We start from the raw sequence: 18694 nt of genomic DNA on the forward strand, positions 1-18694 counted from the left end.
TTCCAATATCTAAAACCGTCTCTTTATCTTCTTTATTTTATCAGAATTTCAGTTCTAACATCATATTTACAATTTCCACACCATATGATGGGCTGCCTGCCCACGCTCCGCCTAATGCTTCAACTGTAACGGCCTTACCCATTAAATGCGGAAAATGCCTTGGGTCAGTGGTATCCAGTTTAGGATAACCAAAGGCGCCCGCGTACAACGCTAAATGATCGATCTGCGCCTTAACTCCTTCCTCCCAACTGAAAAATCGTTGGTGTGCTCCCTCATCTATATCAGAACCACCGGACTGTGTTTTTAAGCCCGCAGGATTCAAAAATGTTTCATCAAGTACGCCTCCAAATTTTCCATAACCGGTTTCTTTTGCAGACTGACTATATACAACAACGGGGTCGACCCCGGCTTTTGGAGCCTCATTCCAGATAATATCCGCCAGATCAATAAATACATCTGTTGCCCCCTTGGATTTCGCCCAATTTTTAGCTTGTTGAACATTAGCTCTTGGTGCAGACAATATAGGAGTTTCGCTGGTCTGATTCCCTTCATCAGTATTGTTATTTATAGCATTCTTGTAAGATAGCGTAACCGTATTATTGACAGAGTCCCACTTAATATCCATGCCGATAAGTTCACCTAAAAACCTTAACGGGACATATGTATTATCATGAAGTATCGTTGCGGCTGTATCCATTTCTAAAGGTATTCCATCAACAACAGCAGATTGATCCCCAATATTCAATTCTACATTTAAATTATCTTTGGTAAGGGTAATCGTTTTAGCACTGCCACTTTGTTTCCAATTGACATTAAAGTTCAAGAACTCGGCTATGAATCTTAAAGGCGCCAGCACCCTGTTATTCTTATCTACATACGGCTTCGCATCCGGGAAACTGACTTTCATTTGATTGAATATTAAGAAAACATCTTTCTCACTAGCAGAATTCACAGCACTGGACTGGGATGAATCACCGCTGTCTTCTGTCGGTGACTCGATTTTGTCATCCAAACCATTAAGTACAGACATCGTAACAAAGGTGTAGCCTTGAGATTTATAATAATCAATGATTTGGGGAAGCGCCTTGATCGTATTATCCCGATTCCCGCCGCCTGAATGCATCAGCAGAGTGATCTTGTTGCTAGAGTTTGACTTCACCGTTTTGAGAATCTCAGCAACTGAGTTGCCCGTCCAGTCACGGGTATCTACATTCCATAGGGCCTGCACATATCCAGACGCATTAATTTCTTTCTTCACCTGATCTGATATAGCACCGTAGGGAGGGCGCATTAGTACTGGTGTAATACCCGTACTATCGCGAATCGCCTTAGTTGTGGTTAATAGTTCCTGATGAATCTCTTCTTTGTTAAGCTTAGTTAGATAGGGGTGGCTCCAAGAATGGTTGCCCAATTCATGCCCCTCCCTTGCGATACGTTTCATAACATCGGGATACTGTTTGACCTGTTTTCCTATTACAAAGAAAGTTCCCTTGACTTGGTTATCTTTCAGAATATCAAGCACTTTCCCGGTATACTTTTTTTCAGGTCCATCATCAAAGGTTAACGCTACCATTTTTTCAGACGAACTGGCTACCGACTTGCCGGTCCCAACTGTGGCAATCGAGGCTACTACCATTATAGTAAGGATAATGCGCCTTGCTAGATCATGTTGTTGTTTCATAATATACTTACCTACTTTCAGTACCCATCATTGGATTAGTGTACTTATGAGTATAGGTAGTAATTATTTCGGAATTTAGAGAACTTGTATCCAAATTGTAACTTTCACTAGAAAAAAAGACCGCTTCTTTACGAGCGGCCTTTTAATGAGAAAACTATGGCAGATTTATGCATTGCGATATTTATCCTATAGTTCAACTGAAAGGGTACAATTCTAAATAAGAATCCACCTTGAACATTTATTTCGTATCTGTTGTTGTAAGAACTTTCATCGTTTTTCCACTTGTTAAAGATGGTACCAACTTATCGAAGGTTATAAAGTGATCGGTCGCGTTGTGGAAATCGAGAGCCGCTTGATCCTTCCACTCCTCCACAAATGTGTAAATAAGCTTTTCTTCTCCAACTTCATGCATAAGCGTGTAACGAATGCAACCATTTTCCGCTTGAGAAGCACGAATTAACGGTTTAACCGCCTCTAAAAAAGCCTCTTTCTTGTCTGGAAGTACATTCAAATCAGCATGAATAATAATCATGTTCTGTTCTCCTTCAACTTAATGGATTGGTTTACATTTCTATTGAAGCGGCTGTCCCGTGTGCACTTCCAAACCTCCGGAAACGGTCAGGTTCAAACCATTCGTTGAGCTTGATTCATCAGAGGCCAAGAAATACATGGCTTTTGCCACTTCCTCCGGTGTACAAATTCGTCTTAACGGATTGGCTTGATTAAACGATTCAATAACTTCCGGTGGATTCGACAAAAACATAGGCGTCGCGCAAGCCGCAGGGCAGACGTTGTTTACCCGAATATTATACTTTCCGTAATCCAGTGCCATAGCTCTGGCCAGATTAACGACAGCCCCTTTTGCGGCATTGTAAGCAGCCATATCGTAATCTCCGACCATGCCGGATACAGATGCGGTGTTCACAATCGTCCCTCCGCCATTCTGGATGAGGTAAGGCACAAAGTACTTAGAGGTGTAATAAATAGATTTAACATCAACATTAAACAATCGATCCCAATCATCTTCTTTCGTTTCGTGCAGCATCCCGCCGGCCCAAATACCTGCGTTATTTATGATGCTGTCAGTACCACCCATGGTTTTCATTGTATAGTCATATAAGTTTTGTATATCCGCTTCAACAGCTACGTTGCATTTGAAAAAGTACACCTCTTTATACCCCAAATCTTGTAGTTCCTCCATTACAGCAGCGCCGCGCACTTCGTTGAGATCAGCCAGCAACACTTTCCAGCCTCTTTCAAGAAAGAGCTTTGCCGCACTTAAGCCCATGCCCGATGTCCCGCCTGTTATAACCACCCGCATTAGTTGTTCCCCTTCTTTCCCAGATATTTTCGAATGCCTTCCACACAGATTTGATGGTCAAGTTCACCCGTTAGCCCGCACACTGTAATTGAACCCACAACACCTGCGTTTTGAATGCGAAGCGGATAAGAGCCGCCTACAGCTTGAAACTCTCCAGGATCAAGAAGACTGCTTTCGCTAAAAGTACTTCCTGAAGCTTTAAACATTTCTTCTGCGAATTTCGAAGAATGAAAATAACGGTCAACGACGTTCTTTTTCCGATCATACCAGTATGAATTTTCTGGCATTGTCCCATCCATGAGATGTGTGAATAAGACATGTCTATTTTTTTCGATTTTAACGCCAATCCCTCCCATGTTCATCTCCTCTGCAATTTCAATAAATAGTAGTCCAAGCTGTATTGCGTCTTTGCTGGTAAAGGAAGAAAACTGAAGCTCATCTTCTTCAGCTAGCAAATTTTCCATTATTTCATTCATTATGAATCATCTCCTCAATTCATTTACGACATTGTCGAATCCATTTCACTAATATCGTATAAAAAGATTATCATGGGCACTGAGCGAAGTCAAATGAATTCGGTAATGTCATATTGATTTCGCTATAATTGAAGTGTTGACAAGCAACTGTTATAATTTGTCCATAAAAGACATCAGCTTGAATATTCATACCTAGATATCCCATTGTTTATGGGCATTGATCTTTGATCTACAACTTTGTTGTTTGTGTTCGACCAAATACATTACAAAATATAAATAGTTTATGGGGGTACTATGAAAACGATTCAATCCATAGATAAAGCCATTTTCGTGCTGGAACATGTTTCGAAACACAACGGAAAACTATCTTTGACGGACTTAAGCCATTTGCTAGGTATGAAAATTACTACATTACACGGGATCGTCTCCACTTTGGAATACGGAAAACTGCTCTACAAAAATCCGAGCAGCGGGAAATACTCATTGGGGTTGAAATTGTTTGAATGGGGGAAACAGTTCGAAGCCGATTTTTCAATCACAGAAATTGCACACCCTTACATGGAGGAACTTGCAGAACAATATAATGAAACCGTTCATCTGGCTGTGCCCTTTGAAAATAAAATTTTATATATCGACAAAGTTGAATCCGTTCACAAATTCAGATTTACGTCTATGGTTGGGACGACTGAGGAAGCCTTCCGCTCCGCTATCGGACTTGTTATCCTGGCCAATCTTCCAGCCCCCCATCTACCAGAATTTCTTGGAGGCATTGATGAATACCATGAAAAGCAACATTTCGAAACTCCGCTCCCAGCATTATTGTCTTCAATAAAGCAGGATGGTTATTACACTCAATTCGAGTCTCCAGATGATTATTATTGCATCGCGGCTCCTATCGTAAAGGCAGACGCTACCGTAGCTGGTGCAATCAGTATTGTGCTTCCTAGCCATCGATATCAGGAAGACTTGTGTCATCAGATTGTAGAGCAGTTAAAGCGAGTTGTTTCCGAAATCGCTTCTAATATTTAACAATCGGCTAGGATAGGAGGGCATGCCCGTTCGTTACTTTCACTTTAGAGTTGGCGTACAAAACAAAAAGCAACTCATCCGCAGACAAGTCGCTTTTTGAACGCTGTATTCTTCTCTATTCATCACTCTTTAAGAGAACCTACTACAATTCCTGTAACAAAATATTTTTGCATAAAAGGGTAAATTAAGAGCAGCGGGTAGGCTTAGTGGAGAGACAATACAGCTTGGGTACAGCCATCGGACTCTTGCGGTCTGTTGTCGGAATCGTCCTCATTCTTTCTGCCAATAAGCTAGCTCAAAAGTTAGCAGATTACCGAATTTTCTAAAGAGGGAGGTGTTTTCCATTTATGTCTGTAACTTTACCTGACATAAGTCAGAACATCAATCCTTATTTTATATTTAAATTATCATTATTTTGTCTGACTAAGGTAAAAAATATATCAATTCTACCTAAACAATGAACAACCGAACGATAAGCAATTTAATCAGACAACTGCTTTTTGTGCATCTGAGTCCCTGTACGGTCACAATCAGCCCTTAAGGAACCACACAGTTTATTCAAAGAATACTCAAGATACGGCATCTGTCTCCAATTCCATTCCCCTAATGGTAATACCATACTTCTGGTTTAACCGTTGGATCAGGTCTATAATCTGAATCTGGTAACGAATATCGAGGTGTGTGGTGGGCTCGTCCAACAGCAGAATACCAGTCTTCTGTGCCAAAGCCATTGCAATCCAAGCGCGCTGCTTCTGTCCACCGGAAAGCGTATGAAACGGCTGATCTTTAAATGTCAGCAATTCCGTCACCTCCATCGCCCATTCCACAGCCTGCTCATCTTCCTCGCTGTTACTGCTTAAAAAGGCTGTATATGGCGTGCGGCCATTTGCGATAAGTGACTTTACGGTTAGGTCCTGAGGGGCGGAATTGACTTGATGCACAATGGCAACACGTTGAGAAAATTCCTTCAAGCGAATGCTCCGAATATTCAGACCGTTTAAATAGACTCCACCGTCTAAAGGCTTCAAATTTTTAGTCATCAGCCCGAACAGAGTGGATTTACCGCATCCATTCGGACCCAGGACAGCCGTTATTTTCTGCATGCTGATTGAAGCTGAAATGGATTTCAGGATATCCCGTTCTCCATACCGGAAAGATAAATTATTGATTTTGATCAAGGTTTATCACTCCTTCTGAGCAAAACAATGAAGAATGGTCCGCCAATGACGGCCATAACTACAGCAGCAGGAATCTCGTAAGGCTGAGCAATCGCCCTGCCTACCGTATCCGCAAACAGGACGGTAAAGCCTCCTAACAGAATAGAAAAAGGAATCAGTACCTTATGATTGGAGCCAACCATGATTCTGGCTATGTGGGGGGCTATCAAACCGACAAAGCTGATTGTTCCGGCAACAGCCGTGGAGATGCTGACCAATAAGACAGCAATGCAGGAAACAGCCAGCCGCAATGCGATTACATTCACTCCTAAATTTCTTACCGTCTTATCTTCCATTGCCAGCAAATTACTCTTCCCCGCTGCCAGTACTGCCGCTGTCAGGCCGATAAGAACATAAATCAGAAGATTATATACATCGTCCCATGTTTTCATGGAAATATTAGCATTGACTATCGCCATGACGCCGCTTTGCTTACTTCCGGTTATAGATCCCAACGCGCTTATGAGACCGGTAAATACGGCATTTATTGCAACGCCAATCAGAATAATTCTTACAGGGCTAAGTCCCGATCTCCATGAGAGCAAATATATTGCCCCACAGTCCAGAAGTCCGCCAAGAAATGCAAATCAAAAATAATGTCTACCTTATCGTTGTATTCAACAAACAAACCCCGCAGCAATGCAGGAAAGCCTACACGAATACTTCCAAGATTCACAGCGGCAAAAAATAGAATAGCTAGCATTAGCTCCCTTTCTGCTAACCCATTTGTTGCTTGATCAATTAAAGCCTTCTGGTGCTGGTCGTATTATCAATGTTGCCTCTAGCGCCCAAACGAAGCAATGGGACATTGAACAACTCAGCCAGCAGCAACGCAAATTTTCAAGTATGGATGCATACAAGGAAGCCAAAACAGCTGTTCTAATGATGACATACTACATGGCTAAGCAAGTATCAGATATGAAAGTGACTGTTAACGCACTCCATCCCGGAGTTATATATACCCCACAGTCGTCAAGAACAGCTCCTGCATTTGCAAAACCTCTGCTCAAATTATTCATGAAAAGTCCGGAACAAGGGGCAGAAACTTCAGTTCATCTAGCTTCATCTCCTGATCTAACCAATGTTACCGGCACATACTTTGTTGGAAAGCAACCCACGAAAACTGTTACAGTTTCTTATGATACTGTTCTTCAGAAAAAACTATATGAACAGAGTCTTCAATGGACCGGGTTATCCTAATCCAGCTCTGAATGCTAAAGACCTCAGATATCTACTAATACCTGAGGTCTTTTCCTTCTATTCCATCGCTAGAATCGTAGTCCTTTACTTCACCGTTACTTTCATTATTGCGCTTTCAGTTATACCTGTATTATTCACCAGCTCCACCCGGTATTCATATACTCCGCTTGACCGATTCGAAATTACAGTCACAGCAGACTGTGAATTAGATGAATTAACGGAAAATATCTGTGTGTCGACCAGCACATCATTTTCATACAACCGATAGGTCGTGCCGTTCGTCCCCCACCACATATTCATCGTTATCTTATAGTTGCCGTCCCCGTCCCAGTTGTCATTCGACAAGACAGGCTTGGAGGGAGATGCATCTTTAACTGTCACTACAAGTGGGACGGAGACGGTCGTGCCAAAAGAATTACTGAGCTCAGCTGTGTAGGTATATGTGCCATTAGCTTTTCCGGTAACGTTGGTCAGCAGTGTCTGCTCCGATGGAGAATCATCTGTAATAGCGCGGCTGTCGATAAGCTTGCCATTCTCATACAGCTTATAGCCGGTACCATTGCTGCCCCACCACATATTCATTGTAATCTGGTAATCCCCGTCAAGCAGCCCTGTATCCTGTCCATTGTTATTGGATAGAACCGGCTGTCCAGGCGCATCCGTCGCCTTCATAACGCCGCCGACAATCTGTATAGCCGGTGCTTGAGGTGGTTCCATTCCGCTACCCAGATAAAAGCCAGGGTGCGGCGGCTGATTGTAACCTACGTTCTGCCACGCCACTGCCAGGCGGTAGATTGGATCATGCATGAGTGTGCGGATACGGATATCTGTCAGATCCGTTGTGGTGTAAATCCGCATTTCACTGCTGTCCGTGGAGCGCCACATAATTTCCTCGCGCCAGTCTCCAAACAAATCGGCCTGCAGGCTCGGGTTAGCTTTAGTTGAGTTATTTGAAGATGCCCCAGCTGCTGTTAACAAATTGACAGTAGTCTGGTTTTCATAGTCCCACTTGTCGACCCGGTTATTATCCATAAGCTCCCTCAACAGGTCACCGTCCCACCACACGCCAAAATTCGTTGAGGACGGCAGCTTTGTGGTAATTAACTCTCCCTTAGCGCTGTAAATGCCCGTTACAGGGATATGCTGGCCGTCTGTGATCGTTGCCGCCCATGCTTCTTCACCCACATAATTCGGATCAATGTCAGCGGACATTCCACGTCCGGTATCAAGACCAGTATAGATCCCCCAGATTGCCTCACCAGTCTCAGCATCCCGCATTTCCAGGCCGTATTTGGCGTTCGTATGCTCATGCACATCGACTACTTCCAGTCCTGGTCTTGATGGATCCAGATCTCCGAAATGAATGGCATCACCATGTCCGAGCCCTGTGTTGTATAACGGCAGTCCGTCATCATCAATTGCCATTGCTCCAAAGGTAATTTCATCCTTGCCATCCTGGTCAACATCGCCTACCGAGAGATTATGATTACCTTGGCCGCTGTACTCCTCATATCCTTCCTCACTGGAATCAAATCGCCACACCTTGCTCAATTTCCCATCCTTATAATCAAAAGCAGCGAGTACAGTACGAGTGTAATAACCTCGGCTGAAGATAGCGCTTGGATGTTCGCCGTCCAGGTAAGCTACTGCAGCCAGGAAGCGGTCAACACGGTTTCCGTAGCTATCTCCCCAAGATCCTACATCTCCACGCGGAGGATCATAATCGACAGTATCTATGGCCTTGCCGGTCAGCCCGTCAAAGACAGTCAAATACTCATCTCCCAGCAATATATAACCTGAGCTGTTACGATGATCTGCACTGGCATCACCAATTACATTGCCTTGACCGTCAACCGTTCCATCTGCTGTTTTTAACATAATCTCCGCCCGTCCATCACTGTCAAAGTCATAGACCAGGTAAGGAGAGTAGTGGGCTCCTGCGCGGATATTCGGTCCGAGTGTAATCCGCCAGAGCCGCGTCCCATCCAGCTTATAAGCATCCATGTACACAATGCCGGTATATCCGGAATGTGAATTGTCCTTGCTCTTTGAAGGCGACCACAACATCACTATCTCATACTTCCCGTCTCCGTCCAGATCGCCTACACTGGCATCACCTGCACTGTAGGTATACGGCTGACCATCTTTGGTATAGCTGTCGGCAGGCTTCTGCAGCGGAACTGACAGATATTGCTGCTGCCACACGCCAAATGCTTCTGATGCAAGCTGTTCTGAACCGTTTATTACAGACTTAATCGTATATTCGGAGCTATCTGTGCCTTTAGCATCCAGCAGATTCGTACTTCCAGTCAGCGGTGAAGCATTAAGCTTAATCCCGTCACGGTATACATTGAAGGCAATGAAATCAGGATCAAGCCCCAACATACGCCAGCTGATATAGTTACCGCCGCTTGTTGTAACAGCTACCGGCGCCCGGTCAAGCCTTTCCATGTTACGGAATAATGATGTAACAACGGGAGTATCCAGAACCGGTGAGGAATCGGATATCCCACCCGTATTGACGGAAGCTACTTTGTAATAATAAGGAATCGTACTCAGAATGGTACTGTCTGTGTAGGATGACTCCTTTGTTTTACCAATCAGTGTATAATCACCATCCGCCGACTTAGAGCGGTAAATATTATACATTTTTGCAGAAGAATTATTATTCCAGCTGAAGCTGACATCATTTTTGTGAATAGAGTCCAGCTTCAAACCGCTTGGTACTGCGGCTTTAGCAACGGAAGGATCAATCATGGATATCAAGAGCACATTGGATGAGACGGACTCCTGTCCGGTACTGTCCACCCCAGTCACCCAGTAATGGTAATCAATCCCGAGATCTGCTGTTACATCTGTATAATTGGTTTCAGATGATTCACCTAGTATCTCAGCCTTCAGGGCTACACTAGCCTGACGGTATACTTTATACTTTGCCGCTCCCTCAAGCTCATCCCAGGATAAGGAAGCCGTTACAGGCTCGCTGTTTAAATCGAGTTGATTCAGCTTCAGATTAGAGGGTGCCAGCATAAGCGGTGTAATCTCTATTCCGTTCAGATGAGCAGTTGTGCCGCTGAATACCATATTTATCTGCCCATCCTTCACCGGAAGCTGACTATATTCTTTCTCTGAAATTTCCCCTTTATTAGAGGAAATGGTGCCGTAGTCCTTACCTTCAATCGCAACATTTGTTTTGGTAGCGCCAGACCAGTCCCCGGCATAGATCTTGGCCGAATAATAACCATTCGGCAAATCAACCTTGAATTCATAAGACCCGCCATAATCCATGACAAAATCCCGGCGTAATGCATCCGTACCATTACCGCGGTCACGGTCACTCATTCCAGCACTGGATACAAGCCCGTAACCCAACTCCGGTGTATAAATAACATTACGCGTTACTTCAGTGAAGCCTTCGGCAACTGGAGCGCCGACAGGGCCAAAGTCAAAACGATATTGAGATTGCTTGGTTGTAAAGTCTTTAACTTTTACAACCACGGGGGTGCTTAAGCCTGATTCTGTATCCTCCAAATTGATAGCGGTTACATAGTAGGAGTAATTAATATTTTGGGTTACTTGTTCATCCGTATAATACGTGGCATCAGTTACTCCTAGTAATAAAGTATCCTCAACTTCAGCACTGCGATACACTTTGTAATATACTGCATCAGTCACTGTACTCCATTTAAGCGATACACTGTTATCTTTAACGGCAGTAACAGCAAGTCCCTCAGGTGCTGCAGGTGGTGCCGCCAATACTCTTTGAACAACCAGTGCATTTAAATATCCGCTGCTGTCATTTCCGGAAATGTCTACAGTAAGTTGGCCATCGCTTACCTTAGTATGATACGTAGCCTGATTGACCTGTTGTTTGCTGGTAATCATGCCGGCTGGTATGCCTTCAAGTGAAACCTTTGTTTTGGTTGTACTTGTTCCCGTAAGCAGATCCCCTGAATAGACCGTAATGTCATAATTGCCGTTTGGCAGGTCTACCAGGAACTTATAGGATGAGCCAAGCACAAAATCATTAGTAAGCTCATCGCCTCCTGAGCGATTTCTGGATCCTATGCCCTGGTCTAACCCGTAGCCAAGCTCACCCGTGTACAGCAAAGATTCATGCACACCGGTATAGCCCTCCATAACGGCGCCCGAAACTGTTCCGAAATCATATTTAAGCGACAGTAGTGAAGGCTGTGCCTGAGTAATTTCCACCTGCTCAGCGCCATATGCGAATGCGGGAAACAATGTTGAAACAATGATTAAACACGACAGTACAACCTTTGTCATTGCGCATTTCTTTACAAAGTTCATTTTTTGTGCCTCACCTGCTTTCAAAGTTTAAAAACATTTAACAGCACATAGCAGAAAACGCTTACATTTATACTCATTTATAATTTTTTTTATTTTCCACACTCCCTCCACATAGTAAGCTGACATGGATAACCTTTTCAGTTCCAATGTCAACTCTTATAAATGAGATAATATCATGCAGGGTGTTGGTTTAAAATGGAAAAAAACATCGAGAAATTGTATGTTTCGATGCTTTAACACCGTCTATGGTTCTTTTGAGAGTATTTATGTCTCCTCCCTCTGTCTGCTCCGATATACCGTTGGCGGGATTCCGTTCATTTGTTTAAATATTTTGCTAAAATGATATTCCTCGTAATATCCGCATAACTTGGCAATTTCCTTAATTGTATAATCCGTGAATACGAGATAACGGCAAGCCTGTTCGTTTTGAATGTGCATATGATATTCCTTAGGACCCCTGCCTGTATATTTTAAGAATAGTTTTCTCAAGTGAGAGGCTGAAATTCCGTACTCATTGGCCAGTTTTGCAATCCTGTGGTGGATCATATATGAATTCTCAAGCTTATTCTTAATCTGTTCAAAGGCGGCCATAGCTCCAGAACCTGCTAAATTCCAATCCGCCTGCAAAGTCTGGTGAAGCTTATACAGTAAAATCTGTAATTTCGCCTGGGATACAGCTGCACCAGCAGTCATTCCCGGCATCCATTCCTGGTGAATATCGCGGAACAAATACCCTAATTCTCCAGCTTCATTTTGGGAGTAATGGCTTAAAAAGGGGATATTCAAGGCCTCAATTTGAACTATGTCCTTCCATACCGCATCATACGGCAGCTCCGCGCAATCAAATAAAAGCATCGTCATTCGAAGCGGATCATCCGACTTTGAGCGCATAGACATTTGAAGGCCAGGCTTTAAGTAAATCAGCATTCCTGCTTCTACCTTGTGTTCAATATTGGTCTTAAATATGCCCTCACCCTCGTGAACCCAATACAAGCTATGAACATTCACCAGATTACGGATATCCTCCCAGCCTGGATATGTATTTTTATTTAACACAAAATGAATGTGTACGGTGAGATTATTCAGATTATAGCCGTGTGTTTTCAATAGACATCCTCCTCTTTCTGTTCCAAAGCGCGTTTTTTACAAGCTATTAGCTATTTTTTCTATTCAATGCCTGCACTCTTAATGTTACTATCCATACTATCATGATATCTGCAATTCGCAATTAATAAACGTAATAATGAGGAGGAACACAATTGGTAAGAACTTTTCGTGAGCATCACACCCGGAGAACAGAGCTGCTGGACGGACCTTGGGATTTTGTAAAAGATCCATTAAATATAGGTGTCCAAGATAAATGGTATAATCGATTTCCACATCCCTCACAATCTGTTTATGTACCCTCATGCTGGAATAACGAGCTTGGCTTATACGAATATGAAGGGATAGGCTGGTATAGAAAAACAATCCATATCGAGAACACACATAACATTAGACTAATCTTTCATGCCGTGCTTGGGCATTCCGATGTATATCTGGATGGGCAGCATCTTGGATATCACTATGGCGGATATACTCCATTTGAATTTATAGTTCCCTCCATGGCAGCAGGAGAGCACGAGCTTGTGATCCGGACAAACAGCACGCTGGACCGTGTTACGATTCCGACCGAGCAGGTAGACTGGTTCCATTACGGCGGCATCATCCGGTCGGTGGAGCTGCAACACTTGCCTGATCTTTATATTGAACAGCTGAAGATTGCCTATGAGCTGAAAGGTACAGCTGCAGCTGTGTCTGTTCATATACAGCTCCGCTCCTTCCTCCAAACCGCACATACCACGAAACTGGCATTCAGTGAAGGTGGACAAGAATTGCATTCGGAAGAAGTACAGATTGAAGCAGGTCAGACCTTAAGCCATACGTTCAAGTTGCTGTTGCCGGAGGTTCGTCTATGGAATATCGGCCGTCCGGAATTGTATACCTTCCAGTTACGGACAGAGGAAGACGACAAGATTGAGCGGACCGGCTTCCGCCATATTGAGACAAAAGACCACCGAATTCTGATTAACGGCGCTCCTGTTTATCTTAAGGGTGTAAATCGTCATGAGGAGCATCCCGAATGGGGCTTTGCCTTCCCTCCGAAGCTCATGCATAAGGAACTAAGTATCCTCCTTGAGCTTGGCTGTAATTCCGTCCGTGGCTCACATTATCCCCAAAGCCCCTATTGGCTTGACCTGCTCGATGAGCATGGCATCGTCTTTTGGAGCGAAATTCCAATTTGGGGAGCTTTCCTGCCGAACGAAACGGTAAGTGAGCCACTTTTCCAGGAGCGCGCGCTAACTATGATCGAAGAAATGATCGGCTTGCATGTTCATCATCCGAGTGTGGTATTCTGGTCTGTTCATAATGAAATTGATACCCGTACACAGGAAGCTTTCGCATTTACACAGGCTCTGGTCGAACGGGTGAAGACATTAGACACCTCTAGACTCATCGCCTATGCTACAATGCACCCGCTTGAGGATATTGTGATGCCTCTATTCGATGTTATCGGCATAAACAAATATTTGGGCTGGTATGAAGGAGAAGTTAGCGGATTCGAAGGGTTGTTGGAACAATTCCATAAGCGGGCAGAGCAGTTAGGCGCCGGTGACAAGGTGGTGCTTATGACTGAATTTGGCGGCGCCGGGCTGTTCGGAGACGTAGGCTGGGAACCAAGGTTATTCAGTGAAGATTATCAGGCCTATATCGTCACCGAAGCATTACGTATCTTTAAGAATGACCCAAAAATTGGCGGTACTTACATTTGGCAGTTTGCAGATATCCGTGGCGATCTGAAGAGCAGCAGCAAACATTTCCGTGATCGTGCCCGCAGTTTTAACAACAAGGGTCTGGTTAACGAGTATCGTAAGCCTAAGCAGTCCTTCCGCGAAGTACGCAGGATCTACCGCTCCTGGACGGAATAATTCTTTTACATTGTAACTCGAGGCGCTGTCCCTCTATTGAGACAGACCCATTATGCTGTTGGCCTTCATGTTTGCATATGGTAATTTATGTTTTTATCTGATCGATAAGATATGTCTAAGGAGACGTGATTACATGAGAAAACTCTTTGTTGTGGGAGATAGCATTTCCATCAAGTATGGCCCCTACTTAAAAGTAATGGTCGGAGCGCGCTTTTTTTATGACCGGAAACGGGGAGAAGATCAAGCTTTGGCTGATCTAGACAAAGCTGTAGGATCTAATGGAGGAGATAGTGGAATGGTACTGGATTACCTCCTCTCGGAACAGAAAAATGGGGTGAAGTATGATGTGCTGCTCATTAATTGTGGCTTGCATGATATCAAAACCGATCCTCTTACGGGACAAAAACAGGTACCTACTCCCCAATATAAATATAATATAGAAAATATTTCTGAATTAGTTAAGAAAATAGCAACAGTGCCGATTTGGGTCAGGACCACGGACGCAATAGAGTCCATTCATAATTCAAGATCCACCATCTCTTTTCACCGCTACCATGAGGATGTGGAGGCTTACAACGCCATCGCCGATGAAATTATGGCTGCCGGCGGGATTTCCATCCTCGACCTATATTCGTTTACTAAAGTGTTTGGTGACGAAGCATACATCGATCATGTGCATTTTAACCAGGATGTTCAACGTATGCAGGCAGCGTTTATTGCCGGATTCCTGGATAACAGGATTTAGATATTGGCGTAAAGTTGAAAGAGTACCTCAAGGCCTCTTTGCTTTGATGTAGTCGTATATTGCAGTCACGCTGTCAATGAATTGATCCATATCCATCGAACTTGTCGTTGTCCCGGCTGCCATAATACACCCCTTCGCAGTTTTTTGCGGGAGGATATGACGTTATCTGACATGTCAATCCTCCTTTATGAGTCACATTTTTCCGCTCAATTGATGACATTGGCAACCAGTTACAGTCAAAGGCTGATCTGGCTTTATTCAGTCATTTCAAGTCCAATCCATAGAAACCATCCTTAATTCCAGCATGGGCATGCGCGGGATTAAGGATAGCGGATTCAAGACCCAGGCCATTAATGAGGATATGTCCTTGTCCGAAGGTGAGAAGGTGGACGCCAAGGTCCGGCTTATGGGCCAGGTGATTCGTGATCAGAAGCAGATTCTTGCGGATGTGCTGGGGATGGGACAAGCTTTTTATTCAAAGCGATATCCCCCCTCAGTTTGCTGCTAAAATATCCTTCTTACTAACAAATGGTAAGGAGACCTAATTACTTAGGCCTCCAAGTATCCCTCGTCCGTAATGAAATCTACGTCACATCTCTTGTGGTTATTAGATTACTTCACTGAAAACCCTTGAACCTTCAAGCTATTGATATTCACAAATTCCGTACTCTTATTGACGTTTGCATGGATATCGATTTCCCGGAGTTCTATAGTTTCCACGTCGGTGCAGACTATTGCCGTTTCAGCACTTAGTTTGATATTCTCAAGGCAGATATCCTTTAGTCGGTGTTCAGGTAACCCTCTAATTTCTACTGCGATCTTGGCACCTGTTCCCGTAATATGTTTGATTGTTATGTTTTTGAAATCTGAAGGTGTAGCCGTTTTGGGAACTACCGTACTATAGGGATAGTACATATTGATCTGTACTGCCTCTTCCCTTACGTCGCTAATGTCTATATGTTCAAACCAGACATTTTCAACGAAGCCGCCCCTGCCACGCATTGACTTCAGACGAATGCCCCGATCTCCCCCGCCAATCTGGCAATGCGTCGCATAAATATTCCTCACTCCCCCGGACATGCCACTGCCGATGACTAATCCTCCATGACCTTCCTTCATCACGCAGTTCCTGATTACAATATTCTCGCAAGGCTTATTCACCCGCCAGCCATCCTCATTCATGCCGGAATTGATCGCGATGCAGTCATCCCCAGTCTCAAAGCTGCAATCCTCAATCAGCACATTTCTGCAAGAGTCAGGGTTAAGCCCATCGGTATTGGGGCCACAGCTGACAATATCAATCCCGCGGATAATCACATTCTCGCAATACACCGGATGTACAGTCCATTGAGGGCCGTTATGAATGGAAACTCCTTCAATTAGCACATTCCGGCAGTTGACAGGTTGAATGAAAGAGGGTCTTAATGCAGCCTCCTCCGTACCATATACTCTCTCCTGTACAGGGATTCCGTCTCTCTCGGCATAGCACAGCTTATCTGCTGCGGTCTGCTGCAGCTGCTTCCAATGCCACCAGGCTTCTCCGCTTCCGTTCAGCGTGCCTTCACCTGTAACCGCAATATTCACACAATCAATGGCGTAGATCAGCGGAGAATAATTGTAGCATTCCATACCTTCCCATCTCGTAAAAACTGCCGGAAGATAGTCGGTGAAGATATCGCTGAAATGGATAACGGTATCCTTCTCAAGTGACAGGTGAACATGACTTCTTAAATGGATTGGACCTGATTTCCAGTCTCCCCGGGATACAATTACTGTACCGCCTCCTTGAGCGGAACAAGCATCAACCGCCCTTTGAATTGCTTGATAATCATCAGATTGCCCCTTAGCAGAGAGCCGGTAATCCTCAGCACGGAAATATTGCCCCGGAAAACACGGTTCCAGTATTTCTTCCATTTCAAAAGGGGTTCCATAAAAATTATTTTTTAGCATTGTTTTAATTCTCCCTTCCAATTTTGTATAGCTTGATCATTTGCACCAAGGCAGTTACGCAATCTGCCCGGTTGACCTTCTTAGAGGGCCCGTAACCCTCCCATATTAGACCTATACTCCGTGCCTGCATCTCGCAATCTTCAAGACTGTAATTCCGGCCATCTTCTCTGTAAAGATGACGGATGATAAAGCTAAGTAATTCTTCACCAGTCAGTGCATCGTCAGGTCTGAACCGTTCCCCGGGAGTAGTCCGCTCATCGATAAGCCCTCCGTCAATCAAGGCTTGTATATTGGGGGCATCAAACTCATATTTGTACAGATCACAATACCGGCCCTGATAAGGCCGCTTAGGGTAAGGCGCCGCTTTAAGAAATACAAAGGCGAATTGTCCCCTTGGCATCTCGGCATAGGGATGAAAATATTTCAGTGTTGGATCAAGTAATCCATTAGCCAATGCTTCCTTTAATCCATCCAGCTCCTTGATGCCTATACAGTCTGCATAAGGCAGCTCAGGCAAATCTGTAGGAAGGATAGGCAGTTCGGGCTGCTCAAGAGGTGACAGCTGTTCAGGAGGCCTTAAGGACTCATCTGGTACCCAGGGCAACGGGCTGAATCCATTCATATACCTGCATAGAGGCTCAATTTTCTGACGTTTGATCTCTGAGGCAATAAATTCTGCCATCAGCATAGCACCATAATCATTTGTATGTGCCTGATCTTTAAAGTACCCTTTAAGGTTGTTCCTTCCCATCTGGCAGAATAACCGGAAGCTGTACTCATGCAGATCAATAACAGGTACCTGCCACTCCCTTCCTACTCTACGGCAGGCTTCAGCATGATCTTCAAGCAGATCATACCAGCCTTGATCATCCTGTCCGGGAATTCGGCTAAGAGATGTAACAATCAAAGGAGTTGCGCCCTTGCTTCTTACTTGGTGGACATACCAGCGTAAACTTGCAGAATATCCAGTAAAGGCGGCTAGTCCTCTTCTTTTTTGATCATTGTGGCCGAATTGAAACATGAAGACATCTCCTGGACGGATACACTGGCTGACAATCTCCCAATGGCCATCATCCCGGAAACAGTTCGTCGTCATTCCGCCATGCGCCTGATTGTCGATTGCGGCCCTATTAAAATATTGAAGCAGATGCTGCCCCCATGATCCACCTGATGTAAGCGGATTGTAGGGATACTGGGTGACATAATCCGCCACAATAGAATCTCCGCCCAGAAATAACGTCGGAGCCTCGGATTTCTCGATTATGATTTCACTTATACGGGCTATAGTGCCTGTAGCTGTGATATAAACAGACAAGTCATCTCGTGGTGGCTGTCCGACAACCGGTATATAATCGCAAAGATGTACCCTGTATTGATAAGTGAAGATCTCTCCGTGAGCAATCTGAATATCACGTCTGACCAGATTACGGCGACCAGAGTACAGATTCAGCTTTGATATTCCTTCTTCTCCTCCAGCAATCTGGATCTTCACTGAGTATATTCCCGGTTCTGGAACGACCGCTCTGAAACGCAGAGGCCACCCCTCCTCATGCAGTTCAACCCCATATTCTGTCTGAAGCAGTTCGATTTGTTCTCTTGCTTGTTCTACTTCCGGGTTAGGGTACCAGCCTGCATACCCTTTAAATCTGTCCTTTCCTTTACCAACTGGCTCAATATATGGAATGAATCCGCTACCAGCTTCTTCCTGAAACATATATTCAGCTGGTAATTGAATCATTCTGTCACTGAGATGTCCAGAGAACGTATACGTCCTTGAATACATGTTCCTGCCTCC

At 44.3% G+C, this 18694-nt stretch carries 15 protein-coding genes; 5 read left to right on the top strand and 10 right to left on the bottom strand.

Annotated features, from left to right (window positions below; translation table 11 throughout):
* Positions 1 to 40 precede the first annotated feature (40 nt).
* From NYE29_RS01770 to NYE29_RS01785, 4 genes are all read right to left on the bottom strand, one after another.
* Positions 41 to 1681 carry a polysaccharide deacetylase family protein gene (locus tag NYE29_RS01770; RefSeq protein WP_340894055.1) on the bottom strand — a complete coding sequence of 547 codons (1641 nt, stop codon included), beginning with the start codon at positions 1679 to 1681 and terminating at the stop codon, positions 41 to 43.
* Between the two features lie 238 nt (positions 1682 to 1919).
* Positions 1920 to 2213, bottom strand: coding sequence for a putative quinol monooxygenase (locus NYE29_RS01775; protein WP_340894056.1), 294 nt, complete (start codon positions 2211 to 2213; stop codon positions 1920 to 1922).
* A gap of 39 nt (positions 2214 to 2252) precedes the next feature.
* Positions 2253 to 3002: an SDR family NAD(P)-dependent oxidoreductase gene (locus tag NYE29_RS01780; RefSeq protein WP_340894057.1), complete on the bottom strand. Its 750-nt coding sequence runs from the start codon at positions 3000 to 3002 to the stop codon at positions 2253 to 2255.
* Positions 3002 to 3478, bottom strand: a complete 477-nt coding sequence (locus tag NYE29_RS01785; RefSeq protein ID WP_340894058.1) for a heme-degrading domain-containing protein — start codon at positions 3476 to 3478, stop codon at positions 3002 to 3004. The genes NYE29_RS01780 and NYE29_RS01785 overlap by 1 nt, the downstream gene beginning before the upstream one ends.
* 294 nt (positions 3479 to 3772) lie before the next feature.
* Between NYE29_RS01785 and NYE29_RS01790 the strand changes: the two genes are divergently transcribed.
* The gene (locus tag NYE29_RS01790; protein ID WP_340894059.1) at positions 3773 to 4507 is read left to right on the top strand and encodes an IclR family transcriptional regulator; all 735 of its coding nucleotides are present in this window, start codon (positions 3773 to 3775) and stop codon (positions 4505 to 4507) included.
* 569 nt (positions 4508 to 5076) lie between these two features.
* Here the strand turns inward: NYE29_RS01790 and NYE29_RS01795 are convergent.
* On the bottom strand, positions 5077 to 5685 hold the full coding sequence (locus NYE29_RS01795; RefSeq protein WP_340894060.1) for an ABC transporter ATP-binding protein: 609 nt from the start codon (positions 5683 to 5685) through the stop codon (positions 5077 to 5079).
* On the bottom strand, positions 5682 to 6269 hold the full coding sequence (locus NYE29_RS01800; RefSeq protein ID WP_340894061.1) for a FecCD family ABC transporter permease: 588 nt from the start codon (positions 6267 to 6269) through the stop codon (positions 5682 to 5684). The genes NYE29_RS01795 and NYE29_RS01800 overlap by 4 nt, the downstream gene beginning before the upstream one ends.
* Positions 6270 to 6450: 181 nt before the next feature.
* Here NYE29_RS01800 and NYE29_RS01805 point away from each other — a divergent pair, with 181 nt between their 5' ends.
* The gene (locus tag NYE29_RS01805) at positions 6451 to 6924 is read left to right on the top strand and encodes an SDR family oxidoreductase (protein ID WP_340894062.1); all 474 of its coding nucleotides are present in this window, start codon (positions 6451 to 6453) and stop codon (positions 6922 to 6924) included.
* A gap of 84 nt (positions 6925 to 7008) precedes the next feature.
* Here the strand turns inward: NYE29_RS01805 and NYE29_RS01810 are convergent, their stop codons facing one another.
* On the bottom strand, positions 7009 to 11211 hold the full coding sequence (locus NYE29_RS01810) for a rhamnogalacturonan lyase family protein (RefSeq protein ID WP_340894064.1): 4203 nt from the start codon (positions 11209 to 11211) through the stop codon (positions 7009 to 7011).
* Positions 11212 to 11499: 288 nt separating this feature from the next.
* On the bottom strand, positions 11500 to 12342 hold the full coding sequence (locus NYE29_RS01815) for an AraC family transcriptional regulator (RefSeq protein WP_340894065.1): 843 nt from the start codon (positions 12340 to 12342) through the stop codon (positions 11500 to 11502).
* Between the two features lie 152 nt (positions 12343 to 12494).
* Here NYE29_RS01815 and NYE29_RS01820 point away from each other — a divergent pair, with 152 nt between their 5' ends.
* The 3 genes from NYE29_RS01820 to NYE29_RS01830 all read left to right on the top strand — a co-directional run bounded on the left by NYE29_RS01820 (position 12495) and on the right by NYE29_RS01830 (position 15457).
* Complete coding sequence (locus NYE29_RS01820; protein WP_340894067.1) at positions 12495 to 14204, top strand: glycoside hydrolase family 2 protein; 1710 nt, start codon at positions 12495 to 12497, stop codon at positions 14202 to 14204.
* A gap of 133 nt (positions 14205 to 14337) precedes the next feature.
* Positions 14338 to 14949, top strand: coding sequence for an SGNH/GDSL hydrolase family protein (locus NYE29_RS01825; RefSeq protein WP_340894068.1), 612 nt, complete (start codon positions 14338 to 14340; stop codon positions 14947 to 14949).
* 310 nt (positions 14950 to 15259) lie between these two features.
* A complete protein-coding gene (locus NYE29_RS01830; protein ID WP_340894070.1) occupies positions 15260 to 15457 on the top strand; it encodes a hypothetical protein in 198 nt (65 codons plus the stop codon).
* Between the two features lie 104 nt (positions 15458 to 15561).
* Here the strand turns inward: NYE29_RS01830 and NYE29_RS01835 are convergent, their stop codons facing one another.
* Both NYE29_RS01835 and NYE29_RS01840 read right to left on the bottom strand, forming a co-directional pair.
* A complete protein-coding gene (locus tag NYE29_RS01835) occupies positions 15562 to 16899 on the bottom strand; it encodes a glycoside hydrolase family 28 protein (protein WP_340894071.1) in 1338 nt (445 codons plus the stop codon).
* Positions 16900 to 16903: 4 nt separating this feature from the next.
* Positions 16904 to 18682, bottom strand: a complete 1779-nt coding sequence (locus NYE29_RS01840; protein WP_340894072.1) for a rhamnogalacturonan acetylesterase — start codon at positions 18680 to 18682, stop codon at positions 16904 to 16906.
* Positions 18683 to 18694: the final 12 nt, after the last annotated feature.

Source organism: Paenibacillus sp. FSL M7-1046 (assembly GCF_038007405.1).
Lineage (GTDB): Bacteria > Bacillota > Bacilli > Paenibacillales > Paenibacillaceae > Paenibacillus_AQ.